Here is a 12,925-nt window from a genome sequence, read left to right as displayed (position 1 = left end):
GCTGAAAACCGGCCTTTTTGAACACGCACTGTTACGGAAATCCGTTCATAAAATCGGGAAGGGCTACTGAACGTTACATACAGCAGCACAGCCCTTCCTACTGGTTGACTTTGACAGCAACCAATTTGTGCATGATTGTGCACGGGGAATAAAGTGTATAGAGAGGAAGAGTTCTATGACATTGTTAGATCGTGAGCTGAATCGGCAGCTCATCTTCAATACAGAAGCACCGAATCAATCGACACGAATTATTCTAGGCGAATGCTCCGGCATATTGAATTGGAACGACATTCGTATGCCGCATATGTATAAATTGTACAAAGTTCTCCTTCAAAACCATTGGATTGCGGATGAAATTCCGATGGCGAAAGATGCACAGCAATTCCCGCTGTTAGACGAAGAAGAGAAGCATGCATTTAAAATCAATATCTCGCTGCTTGCTGTGCTCGATTCCATGCAGACGATGTTCGTCGGTGATGTGAAGAACTACTTCACTGACTCATCGCTAGAAGCCATATCGGCTATCATTGCGCAGCAGGAAGTCGTGCATAACCAATCGTATTCCTATGTACTGTCCTCTCTTGTATCCGAGCAAGAGCAGAAGGATATCTTCGAATATTGGAAACATGATCGTGTGCTGCTTGAACGGAACCGATTCATTGCGGACATTTATCAGACATTCCGCGATAATTCAACACCTCAGACGTTCTTTGAAGCACTCGTAGCGGATCTGATATTGGAAGGAATCTTCTTCTATAGTACGTTCGCTTTCTTCTACAATTTAGCCCGGGATCAGAAGATGATGGCGACGAGCCAAATGATCTCATACATTCAGCGTGATGAGAACCAGCATTGCTACTTCTTCGGTGAGGTGTTCAAGCAGCTGCTTGTAGACTTCCCAGAGCTGAATACCGAGGCTAACCGCCAATTTGTGTACGATACGATTGACCGTGCTGTACAATTGGAAACCAACTGGGCCCATTATACGCTCAAGCAGGTACGCGGCATCGATCTGCGTGAATTGTCGGATTACATTAAGCACATTGCCAATCGCCGGTTAAGCCTTATCGGTATGGAGAAGCTGTATGAAGGCGTTGACGTAAACTGCATGCCGTGGATTAAGCCCTTCTCGGACGAAGCCTTGAATGCCACGAAGACCGACTTCTTCGAAGCGAAGTCCCGCACTTACGGCAAGGTCGGCGATGACAACGGCTTCGACGAGCTGTAGGCGGCTGTAGGCTGGTGACTGTTTGCTGCTTGAGTGTCTGTTAGAAACCAGCGTATGTGTTGAATATTGAATATGGATTAGAAATGTAGTCTCGAATTCTGATTAGGAAATACAGATGCGAGCGAGCGGCATATCTGAATCGCCGGATGTTTATACTTTGTATATTACAGTCACCCTTGTCTGTCATGAGATAAGGGTGTTTTTTTATCTAATTTACAATTTCTTAGGTTCTAGTTAACAATCTCCCAACCCCCGTGTCCTACGATACATATATCACTCATATCTATTACATATACATTTCAAATATGAAGCAAGCATGGAGGTCCGTTTATGAACAAGAAAAAGCTAGGTACTGCCGCAGTTCTGACAACATTGATTAGTACTCTATTCGCTGGATCATTATTTGCAGCTCCTGTGAATCCAATTAACCACCTGGAATGGATGCAATCGAAAAGCTACATAACCGGATCCAATGATGGCCTGGCGCTTGATCGCCCAGTCACACTTGCTGAAGCAGTGGCGATGATTGCCCGCGTACAAGACAAGGAAAAAGAAGTGAAAGCCATTGATCCATCCATCCAAGGCTGGGCAGCCAAAGCGCTCACTTGGGCGAAGCAGAACAAGATCGTGGATGCAGCGCAATGGAAAGAGCTCCATCGTCCGGTTCCTGCTGCGACACTGCAAGCTGTAGCGAAGAAGGCAGGGCTTGATGTAGCAGTGACAGGAGATACGGTGACACGCGAGCAGTTCTTCACAGCACTCGGCGATGCCATTACGACACATATTACGCTCGGACATACGAACGATACGCATGGACATATGTTAGAAGACGAGAAAGCGAAGGAAATGGGCTACGCTAAGCTCGCTACGTTAATGAAAGAGCTTCGTGCAGAGAACCCGAATTCTATGGTGCTGGATGCAGGCGACATGATTCAAGGTACAATTTATGTGAACCTGTCCAAAGGGGAAAACGCAACAAAGCTGGCTAACGCACTTGGTTATGACTTCATGGCGTCCGGCAACCACGAGTACGACTTCGGTTACGAGCAGCTTACGAAACTGACCAAAATGTTCAAATTCCCTGTACTCGCTGCGAACGTATTCGACGCACAAGGGAAGAACCTGCTGCAGCCGTATGTCATGAAGCAGTTCGGCGACAAGAAATTCGCTATTCTTGGATTGGTTACAGCAGATACACCAATCGTTACGCACCCTGACAACGTCAAGGGCTTAACGTTCAAGGATCCAATCGAAGTCGCGAAGGAATGGGTACCGAAGCTGCGCGAGGAAGCTGACCATGTCATCGTCCTCTGCCATACAGGAATATCCTATGACCGTGAAATGGCCAAGCAGGTTCCAGGCATCGACATCATTGTAGGCGGACATACGCATACACCAGTGGATCAGCCTGAACTCGTCAACGGTACGTATATTGTGCAGGACTGGGAATATGCGAAGTCGCTTGGCCGTGTTGATCTGTACTACCACGGCAAGGATTTGGTTCATTTCTCTGGTGGACTGATCAAGTACGATGAAGCGACGAAGCCAGACCCAGAAGTAGCTGCCATTGTTGAATCTCTGAAGAAAGAAACCGACTCCCTATTGAACGAGAAAATTGCTACTGCAAGCGTAGATCTAGACGGTGATCGTGCAAGAGTGCGGAAGCAGGAGACGATTATGGGCAACTTAGTAGCAGATGCCATGCTGGCGCGCACTCGTACAATGCCTGGATTCGAAGCCGATCTGGCCATTACGAACTCAGGCGGTATTCGCACAACCATCATGAAGGGCGATATTACGAAGCGCAACTTGTATGATGTGCTCCCATTCCCGAATACACTTGCTGTTGTTGAGGCGAAGGGCAGTGATTTGACAGCAGCCTTGGAAAATGGCGTTAGCGAGATCGAAGCTGGTTCCGGCCGCTTCCCTCAAGTTGCTGGTATTACATTCTCCTTCGACATCAAAAAGCCAAAAGGAAGTCGTGTATCGGATGTGAAGGTTGGCGGCAAAGCGGTGGAAGCCGACAAAACGTACCGCGTAGCTGTAAATGACTTCTTAATCGCCGGTGGCGACGGTTATGCCATGTTTAAGGATAAAAAATCACTTGATACAGGAGTGACCCTATACGAAGTCGTGGAGCAATACATGAAAGAAAAGAAAGACATTACAGCGAAGATCGAACAACGTATCAAGCAATAACGAAATAACGAATTCCTTATGTCATGAGGAATCCCCCTTCTGAACATATAGACACGCGTGGCGCATCCCTCTTTCCGCCTCGCGTGTCTACTTTTTTAGGAACGGATCGACCCGGAACCGTAAACACCAATCCACATATTCTTCCTACTTCACTCAATACTAGCACTCAATCTACCAACAATAGCAATCAGATTCTATGGGAAGCGATCTGTTTCTTTCCTATACTTATTGGGGTAAGCAATAATTGGAAAATATTGCGAAGGAGCTGATCGAGTGTCACCCTCACCGAATATGGAGAAGAACGCCGAGCTCGTTATTATTGGTGGAAGTGTAGGAGGCTGTGCAGCTGCTCTCTCCGCTTGTCGATTGGGCAAGACAGTGGTACTGACGGAGGAGACCGCCCGTATCGGCGGACAATTGACAAGCCAACTGGTTCCGCCAGACGAGCATCCGTGGATCGAACAATTCGGCTGCACGCAGACATACAGGCAATTCCGCAATGAAATACGCCGCTACTATCGCGAACATCTCCCATTGGCCATGAATGCTCGCTCGAACCCGGAGCTGAACCCTGGGAGCGGCCTTGTAAGCCGTCTCTGCCATGATCCACGCGTAGCTCTGTCTGTGCTGGAGTCGATGCTATTCCCCTACGTGCACAGCGGACAGCTTACCATTCTGACACAATGCCGCGCCACCAATGCTGAGGTTGATGGCGACCGCATCCATGCGGTAACCGCTCAGGATGCAGCGGGCAACGAATATGTCCTAACGGGAGCATACTTCCTCGACGCAACCGAATGCGGGGACTTGCTTGCCCTCTCGGGAACAGAGTATGTCACAGGTGCAGAATCGCAGCGTGATACCGGCGAACCGCACGCCGTGCCGGGCGACCCTGAACCGCAGAATATGCAGGGCTTCACTTACTGCTACGCCGTTGATTACGACAAGGACGGAGATTATACGATTCCGAAGCCTGCACGCTATGACTTCTGGAGCCAATATCAGCCTTCGTTCTGGCCGGATCGTCTTCTAAGCTGGACGGCAGTCAAGCCAACGACGCTGGAACCCATCACCTACTCCCTCTTCTGGGAGACAGGGAAGTTCCCACTGTTCCATTATCGGCAAATTACGAACCCGTCGCTGTATGATCAATCGTCAGGAGTACTCCCTACTCCGGTGTCGGTCGTCAATTGGCCGCAGAATGACTACTGGCTTGGTTCGATTATCGATGTAAGCGAAGAAGAGAAGCAGCGGAGCCTATTCGATGCCAAGCAGCTCAGCCTATCGCTCTTGTACTGGCTGCAGACAGAAGCACCGCGTCCTGACGGAGGCATCGGCTACCCGGGTCTGCGATTGCGGCCGGATGTCGCTGGCACAGAAGACGGATTCGCCATGTATCCTTATGTACGGGAATCAAGACGGATTCAAGCGGAATTCACTGTGCTCGAGCAGCACATTGCCACCGACTGTCGTCCTGGTCAGCCTGCTGAGACATTTGCTGATTCCGTCGGCATCGGATGCTATCGGATTGACCTTCATCCGTCGACCGGAGGCAAAAACTATATTGACATCTCCTCTTTGCCGTTCCAAATCCCGTTAGGAAGCTTGCTTCCGGTTCGCATGGACAATCTGATTCCCGCCTGCAAAAATATCGGAACGACACATATTACCAACGGCTGTTACCGCGTGCATCCAGCAGAATGGAACATTGGCGAATCAGCTGGCGCACTGGCTGCATATGCACTGAATCAAGGTATTGTGCCGCGCGCTGTGCGCAGTGACGAGAAGCATCTTAGCGCCTTCCAGAAGCAGCTGCAGCAGCTCGGCATTGAACTGCAATGGCCTTCTACAAGGCCCGTATAAGCGGATAAGGAAGCAGGCATCGATTCTTCCCGCAGCATGATTCCCTTCATCACGAGTTTCTTAGTAAGTTATTTATCATAAGTTTCTTATTATAAGTTTCTTTATCAACTCGTAAGAATACAGTATCATGCCTCGCCAAACATCCAAAAGGGGATGGCCCTTGAATCTCGGGCCATCCCCTTTTGCTTGTGTTCACATCTCGCAGACGAATATTTGCATTTCAGCATGCCACCTAGTTATTCGATCTCGCCTCTTATTCTGAATACTTATTTAACTAGTTGCCGGAATGTTTATTGACTTACTCATCTAAATCATCTAATTCGTCTATTCATGCTTAACGCTTCGCATACCAATCATTCGCTGCCTTCACCATATCCGCCCCACCCTGTGCATGCCATTCCGCGAGGAACTGGTCATAATTGTCGAGCGATTCCGTTCCGCTAATATAGTTAATGAACGTGTCCTCTTGATACTTGTTCAACCGCTGCACGTTCTTCGAGATATCCGGCATTGGAGGCGCTGAACCGAGTGGATCAGCGATTAACAGGCCCTCCGCATTTTTCTGGAATGTGTTGAAGTAGTTCTCTACGATTGGGTTTTTCTTCAATCTCGCCTGCCAGTAGATCGGATAGTTCTTCTCGTCCACACCCGTCAAGAATGAGCTTGCATTTGTACGCTCATCTGCGAACTTCGGCAGAATCGGCGAGTAGGCTCCATTTTCAAACTTGTGATGTACGCCTTCTTCACCGATAGCGATCCCCTTGAAAATATCCTTATCAAACTTCATGTCGAGCCACTTCACCGCTTCTTCCTTGTTCTTCGCGAACTTCGGAATTGCAATGTAATAATTAATCGTATTGCCCGGCGTGCCTACACGCGCTTTCCCCGATTTGTCCTTCAATACCGGCACAATCGCAAGCTTCGCATCTGGGAAATTCTTCGCAAGTGCATTTTCCAAGTTCGGAGCAATCCACCACCCTGGACTATACATGGCAGCCTTGCCGCTTGCCATCTTCTCAATCGATTTATCCGCCGTATTAATGCCCCACTCGGAGTCGATTAGTCCCTCTTTGTACAGCGTATTCATGAACTTCAAGTATTCCTTCATCTCTGGAGCTTCAACCGCGTGAATGATCTTGCCGTCCCGCTCCAACCAAGCCGTCGTTAAGCCGAACACACTGGCGATATCCGGATGTACAGGGATCTTGCCTCCCGTCAGCGGAATTACATTCTTCTTCTCCTTGAATGTCTTCAGCACCGTCACCAGCTCATCCAGGTTCGTCGGCATCTTCAAACCCAGTTCATCAAGCCAATCTTGGCGGACGACGAGCGCATTCGATGAGGTTCCGCCTCCGCCCGTTTCTGGAATAGCGTAAATTTTGCCGTCATAACGGGCACCATTCCAAGAATCTGGGCCGATAACCTGTTTCATATTCGTTCCATACTTCTCAATCAGATCATCCAGCGGCTCCAGCGCACCAGACGATACAAGCTGATAGTATTGGGCTGAAGCGAGCTTCATAATATCATAAGACTCCTTGTTCGCCATGAGCAGGTTCAGCTTCTCGTCGGCATTTTCCGCAGGAAGCATCTCATACTTCACGGAATATCCCGTCTTCTCCTTCAAGTACACGGCTACCGGATCGCTATTCGGCTCGAAGCGATCGAACTGCATCAGCTGACGGAGCTGCTTGCCGCCTTCTCCTCCTGACGCACCCTGCCCTGAACCGGCGCTGTTGCAGCCGAGAAGTGACAAGACCATCACAATCGAAATCAATGATATCCATACCTGTTTACGTTGCATGAACATACCTCCGCTCTTTTGGATGTCCCCCGAAATATCTTCACCGCATTACCCTTTTACGGAACCAATCAGCACCCCTTTCACGAAGTATTTTTGCAGGAACGGATATACCAGCAATATGGGCAAGGTTGCAACAAGAATCGAAGCGGCCTGTATAGCCTGAGGCGTCGTGTTCATGACCGCATCAATATTCGTTACATGCCCGCCATCCTGATATGTGATATTGGAATGCGCAAGCAGTTCCTTCAAGTACAATTGCAGCGGCTTCAGCTCTGCCGTATTGATATAGATCATCGAGGCAAAGTAATCATTCCAGAAGCCTACCGCAAAGAAGAGTGCAATGGTAGCGAACACCGGCAGCGACAATGGAACCGTAATGCGGAACAAGATTGTCAGATTCGATGCTCCGTCCATCTTGGCCGATTCCTCCAGCTCATCGGGCAGAGACTCGAAGTAGTTTTTAATAATCAGCATATTAAACACGCTAACCATGCTCGGCAGAAAGAGCACCCACAGTGTATCGATCAGATTCAATCGGTGCATGAGCAAATACGTAGGAATAAGACCACCGCTGAACAGCATGGTGAACACATACATCAAGATGAATATTTTGCGTCCGCGCAGACGCGGCTTGGATAAGGGATATGCGGCTAATGCGGTCATGAACAGACCGAGAGCCGTTCCCGCCACGGTAATTGTGACCGATACGAGGAAAGCATTCATGAATTGAGAGTCGCGCAGCACATATAAGTACGTTCCGAACTGAATATCAATCGGGAACAAGGACACGCTCCCTGACATAACCGCTTCCTCACTGCTGAGCGACTTCGCAATCAAATTGAGAAATGGGAACAATGTCGTCCACGACACAAGGGCAAAAAACAGATAGTTCAACACATGGAAGATGCGCTCCCCTACCGACATTCGAATGGCCGTTCTTGTTCTCCGCGAAGCAGTCAATTGGCGTCTCATGTTATGCCAGACCTCCTTCCTTCTTACGTTCAGGTTCCAAATAAGCGGCGACTTGCGACATCAAGAGAGCTGTATGCTGAACTTCTCTCATTACCAGATACCCCGATTCAAATAGCGCCGGCTGAGAGCGTTTCCACCAATAATGAGCACGAAGCCTACGATGGATTCGAACAGCCCCACAGCAGCTGAGAAGCTGTAATTCTGCTCGCCTAGACCCGTACGATATACATACGTGCCGATAACATCCGACACATTGTAGACGACGGGATTGTACATGACGAGAATTTGCTCCGTCCCAGCCTCCAGCATATTCCCGAGCCGCAGGATGAACATAAGGAGAATGACGGGAACAAGCCCTGGTAGTGTAATATGCAGAATTTGTCTGAACTTATTTGCCCCATCGATCTTGGCTGCTTCATACAGCTGTGGATCGATAGAGCTTAAGGCGGCCAAGTATACGATGGTTCCCCAGCCTGCTTCCTTCCAGCCCGCCGTGCCGACGAGCAGCCAGCGAAAGACACTGTTGTCGAGGAAGAATTTGATCGGCTCTCCGCCGAACCACTCAATGATTCGATTCACAAGCCCCCCATTGATGGAGAGCAGATCCATAAAGAGTCCGCTAACGATAACCCATGACAGAAAATGAGGCATGTAAATGATCGTTTGTACCGGACGCTTGAACCACATTTTCGTAAGCTCATTCAACAGAATTGCCAGCAGAATTGGCAGTGGGAAGAGAAGTACAATTTTCAGAACCGAAATGATAATCGTATTCCAAAACACTTGAACGAACTTCGGTGATTGAAATAGTCGTTCGAAGTGCGAGAACCCTACCCAAGGACTGTCCTCTATTCCGCTAAAAACTTTTGAATTCTTGAAACGCAATTACGACCCCATACATCGGCGTATACTTGAACAGGAGAAGAAAGGCGATCCCTGGCAAAAGTGCAATGTATAAGTCCCAGTCCTTCCGAATGTCGCTCCACAACTTTCGCCCGTATGATCGTGAAGACAAACGTGGAGCATTGTCCAATTCCAGCTTATCCATAGCTCCCATCCTTTCCGTGGCATGAGCACTTGGCATTCATTGTTTGCTGCATCTGCTACTAGCCTACGGCATCTGGCTGCAATCGAACACGGGAGAGCCATGACTTCTTCTGGTAAAATGATTTCCATCGTGAGGTCAGGTTCAACTGAGCCTATGCAGCCCGTTAACCCCGCTTCCAGTCACTCGGCGTAACCCCCCAATATTTGCGGAATACCTTCGTGAAGTAGCTGACATCGCGGAATCCCGCCGCCTGTGCTGCCTCATATACCCGCTCCCCTTGAAAGAGTGCCTCCTTGGCTCGCTCCATGCGGCGCATAAGGAGATAAGACGAGAAGGGCTGATCCATCTCCTGCTTGAACAGCCTGCTCAAGTACGAGGCATTAATAAACAGCCGATCCGCCACCTCCTGCAGGGTTAGCTCTGTATGAAGTTCATTCTCGATTAACTCCTTCACTTCCGATACCAAGCGATTGCCGCCGCGACGACGCACCATGCCTGCTTCCGCGCCAATGCGTCGCATGACACTTCGCATCCACTCACTCCACTCCTGCTTCGTTCGCAGTTCGGCGGTGTGACGGAACCATCTTGCATCCTCTCCCATTACCTCCGCCATTGACCACCCCTGCCTGCGCAGCCACATAATGATCCACGATTGCAGGAACATCATCTGCTCCTTAAATGCCTCTGCCTCTGGAATCGCACATACTGCGCGAATCCAAGCTTCGGCCAGTTCCGCTGCCTGCTGCTCTTCGGCAGTGTTCCAGGCAATATCCAGTTCCCGTTCCCACTGCTCCGTATGTATCGTTACGGCCGAAACATCTTCAGCCGCTCTCAGTCCGTGATTGCGGTACGGAATGACAATATCGCCACCATGAACGAGCCGCTGACGGAGCGCGAAGTCCGCTTCCTTATACAGCCGCGGCACGTCAGCCAGCCGCCCGCACGCCGAGCAGATGCCCGCACTCGCCGTAAGCTTCAATGAAGTCTTGATATACTCCAGCATCTTGCCTGCCAGTGCATGAATGCCAATCATCAGTTCTCCATCCGATCTCTCGCAATGACTTTCTGCTGCTTGAGATGCTTCTACCCTTCTATGCTCCTCTGCCATGCCCCTAGAGAGCGCAGCGGGTGGATAGCGAAATAGGATGGCGAGCGGGCCGTCTGCTTCGCGGCATAATAGCATAGAGCCGTATTCCATCCCTGTCATCGTTTCCTCCACGACTTGGCCGACCGCGAAGTGCATTAGACCCTGATCGCCTCCAAATGCCTGCACCCGCTCCTGCGGGTAAGGATCAGGATCGATTACCATCACTGCGTAGCGCTCGTCTTCCTGCAAGTCGATACCGAGTTCTGTCATTCTCCTTAGCAGCGAGGCCGTCGACAAGCTGCCATCCAGCCCTTGGCGCAAGATGCGCTGACGCAGTATCGGCAAGTAGTTGTGCCATTGCTTACGCAGCATATCGGCATCATGCCGCCGCTGAATGTCTTGGCGGCGCTCCGAGACTGCAGCGGCAACTGCTTGCAGGATGGCATCCTGTCCCGCCGGCTTCAATAGATACTGCTTCACCCCCATGGATAGCGCCTCTTGAGCATAAGGGAAGTGATCATGACCGCTGAGCACCACCGCCTTCACCTCAACATTCCACTCCGACGCTTGCCTCACGAGGGATAAGCCATCTCCGTCCGGCAGCTGAATGTCTACAAGTAAAATGTCCGGACGCTTCAACTGCAGCCACCGCTTCCCTTCTTCTAGGGTAGCGGCTGCCGTTACTTCCGTAATCCCTGCCCTCTCCCAAGGCATAAGCTCAGTTAAGCTTTGACGGAGCCGCAGCTCATCCTCCACAATCAATAGGTTCATCTAATCTCCTCCTCGGTGACGATTCGAAATGAAGGCATTCTTTGCTTCATCAACTAGCGAAAACTGAAGGCTGCCTAGCAGCATTAGGCATCAAGCATTAAGCATTAACCTGCCGTCCTCGACCGATCTTCAATTTGTCTCCCCACGTATGGCTCGGACAAGGGAAGCACGAGCGTTACCGTTGTCCCCCCACCCCATACACTATCAATATGAATGTTTGCATTCTGACCGTAATTCAAGCGGATTCGTGCCGCGACATTTCGAAGTCCATAACCAGCACCTGTGTGGTCGCTCGCCACCACACCATGCTCTGTCGGCTGCCGCAATACAGCAGAAAGTTCAGCTTGCAATTGGGCGCACATTTCCTCCGTCATACCCGTTCCAGAATCGATAACCCTAATTGTAAGTCTTCTCCCTTCTGTGTCCTCCTCTACTCGGACTACAATGCGCAGCAACATCTCTGCTTGCTGCGAGGACTTCTCCAAGCCATGTATGATGGCATTCTCGACAATGGGCTGCACCAGCAGCTTCACGAGCGGAAGTTCCTCTGAGCGCGGTTCAATATCGTACTCCATATGGAATAGGTCTAAGAACCGGATTTGCTGGATTCGTATGTAAGCGTGCAAATGCTCCAGACAGTCCTTCACGGTAATTACATCCTTGCCCTTACTCAGACTTAGCCTGAAGAATCGGGATAAGTGAAGTACCATCTCGGAAATATCCTCAGCTTCAGCATGCTGGGCCATCCAATAGATCGAATCTAAGGTGTTGTATAAGAAGTGGGGATGGATCTGGGATTGGAGCAGCTTCAGCTCTGTATTGGCAAGCCGCAAGCTCTGTTCGTAGTGATCGTGAATGAGGTGCTGCTGCTGCGATGCCATGTGGTTAAATAGGTCGGTCACGATACCGAATTCGTCCTGCCGCGTCGAATTCAGCCTCACATCTAAGTTGCCGCTCGTCATCGCCCTCATGCCCCGAGCTAACTTCCGCATAGGAGCAGCAATGCTCGTGTAGATGCTATAAGCCATAACGAGGGCAATGACAATGCTCAGCGCAATCATAAACACCGCGTAATACTCCAGCTGGTAGGACTGTGCGAACAGTTCCCTCTTCGGCTGAGCCAGTGTCAATGTCCAGCCGTAATAAGGCGAGGCGGCTTGAATTAACACCTGATCATTCGCTTCTGCACGTGCCAAGTAATCCTGATAGGATTCAGGCTGCTTAGCCGTTCCTGTGACCCATTTCCCATCTGCCGTATATAGATGCAGCTCTGCCTGTGGCGATGGCGTAACAGAACGGATATATTGCTGCAAGCGCCCCATGTTCAGGCTAATAATAAGCGCATGACGCTCTCGATTCGGGTTGTAAATATCCATCGCCCGAACGACTGCCAGACTATCCGCTCCAAACGCTTGACCGAACGGCTTCCCCGCCCCAATTCGTTCGTCCGGCTGAATGAATACAATGCCAGTCCCCAGTCCATTAAGCAGCTGTCGAAGCCAAATGCGTTCATCCGCACGATCAACCGGAAGCACGCCATGAAGCGTAGAAATCACGGAGTTGGAATGATCGTGATATACAGCAATTTGCGAGAACATCGGATGAATCGATAGAAAGTTGGCCAGCTTATGCTTCAGATCGGCGAATGCCATGACATTCTTCGGCTCCAGCTTCCGCTTCGCATGTGCAAGCGCATCGTTCATCTCCGTATCGGTTGACAGCACCGCGGACAGCTCTTCCACGTTCTGAAGCACGAGCTCAATATTGTCCATGAGGGCATGCATTGCACTTTCGGTACGAGCGGTCGTCTCTGACAGAAGCAGCTCCTGAGAGCGCTTGTTGGAGAACCAGCCGGTCAACAGCAGAGGGATCAGAATAAGTACAAAATAGATGGTTAATCGCCACTGAATCCGTTGGCGAATTTGGTCACGTATCATTTTCAGCATATTAGGA

General features: G+C 50.1%; 7 protein-coding genes and 1 pseudogene. 3 read left to right on the top strand and 5 right to left on the bottom strand.

Annotated features, from left to right (window positions below):
* The first annotated feature begins 196 nt into the window (after positions 1-196).
* From BBG47_RS15650 to BBG47_RS15640, 3 genes are all read left to right on the top strand, one after another.
* Positions 197-1,228 carry a ribonucleotide-diphosphate reductase subunit beta gene (locus tag BBG47_RS15650; protein WP_174809660.1) on the top strand — a complete coding sequence of 344 codons (1,032 nt, stop codon included), beginning with the start codon at positions 197-199 and terminating at the stop codon, positions 1,226-1,228.
* 330 nt (positions 1,229-1,558) lie between these two features.
* A complete protein-coding gene (locus BBG47_RS15645) occupies positions 1,559-3,427 on the top strand; it encodes a bifunctional metallophosphatase/5'-nucleotidase (protein WP_065292451.1) in 1,869 nt (622 codons plus the stop codon).
* A gap of 291 nt (positions 3,428-3,718) precedes the next feature.
* Positions 3,719-5,290, top strand: coding sequence for an FAD-dependent oxidoreductase (locus BBG47_RS15640; RefSeq protein WP_065292450.1), 1,572 nt, complete (start codon positions 3,719-3,721; stop codon positions 5,288-5,290).
* A gap of 334 nt (positions 5,291-5,624) precedes the next feature.
* On the opposite strand, the gene BBG47_RS15635 is transcribed toward BBG47_RS15640, so the two are convergent.
* The 5 genes and pseudogenes from BBG47_RS15635 to BBG47_RS15615 all read right to left on the bottom strand — a co-directional run bounded on the left by BBG47_RS15635 (position 5,625) and on the right by BBG47_RS15615 (position 12,918).
* Positions 5,625-7,094: an extracellular solute-binding protein gene (locus BBG47_RS15635; protein WP_021256302.1), complete on the bottom strand. Its 1,470-nt coding sequence runs from the start codon at positions 7,092-7,094 to the stop codon at positions 5,625-5,627.
* A gap of 48 nt (positions 7,095-7,142) precedes the next feature.
* Entirely contained in the window at positions 7,143-8,066 is a 924-nt protein-coding gene (locus BBG47_RS15630) for a carbohydrate ABC transporter permease (RefSeq protein WP_065292449.1), read from the bottom strand.
* A gap of 90 nt (positions 8,067-8,156) precedes the next feature.
* Positions 8,157-9,114 (bottom strand): annotated as a pseudogene (locus BBG47_RS15625) (ABC transporter permease).
* A gap of 163 nt (positions 9,115-9,277) precedes the next feature.
* On the bottom strand, positions 9,278-10,972 hold the full coding sequence (locus BBG47_RS15620; RefSeq protein ID WP_065292448.1) for a response regulator transcription factor: 1,695 nt from the start codon (positions 10,970-10,972) through the stop codon (positions 9,278-9,280).
* A 104-nt stretch (positions 10,973-11,076) separates the two neighbouring features.
* Positions 11,077-12,918 carry a cache domain-containing sensor histidine kinase gene (locus BBG47_RS15615; RefSeq protein ID WP_065292447.1) on the bottom strand — a complete coding sequence of 614 codons (1,842 nt, stop codon included), beginning with the start codon at positions 12,916-12,918 and terminating at the stop codon, positions 11,077-11,079.
* Between the last annotated feature and the right edge of the window lie 7 nt (positions 12,919-12,925).

Source organism: Paenibacillus sp. KS1 (genome assembly GCF_001680695.1).
GTDB lineage: Bacteria > Bacillota > Bacilli > Paenibacillales > Paenibacillaceae > Paenibacillus_B > Paenibacillus_B suaedae.
Note: the sequence above shows the minus strand (reverse complement) of the source record. Positions and strands in the feature narration are given on the sequence as shown.

Excerpts from the sequence above, each read along its gene's own strand:
- BBG47_RS15645 (WP_065292451.1), top strand. The coding sequence starts at position 1,559 with ATGAACAAGAAAAAGCTAGGTACTGCCGCAGTTCTGACAACATTGATT.
- BBG47_RS15640 (WP_065292450.1), top strand. The coding sequence starts at position 3,719 with ATGGAGAAGAACGCCGAGCTCGTTATTATTGGTGGAAGTGTAGGAGGC.
- BBG47_RS15635 (WP_021256302.1), bottom strand. The coding sequence starts at position 7,094 with ATGCAACGTAAACAGGTATGGATATCATTGATTTCGATTGTGATGGTC.
- BBG47_RS15630 (WP_065292449.1), bottom strand. The coding sequence starts at position 8,066 with ATGAGACGCCAATTGACTGCTTCGCGGAGAACAAGAACGGCCATTCGA.
- BBG47_RS15620 (WP_065292448.1), bottom strand. The coding sequence starts at position 10,972 with ATGAACCTATTGATTGTGGAGGATGAGCTGCGGCTCCGTCAAAGCTTA.
- BBG47_RS15615 (WP_065292447.1), bottom strand. The coding sequence starts at position 12,918 with ATGCTGAAAATGATACGTGACCAAATTCGCCAACGGATTCAGTGGCGA.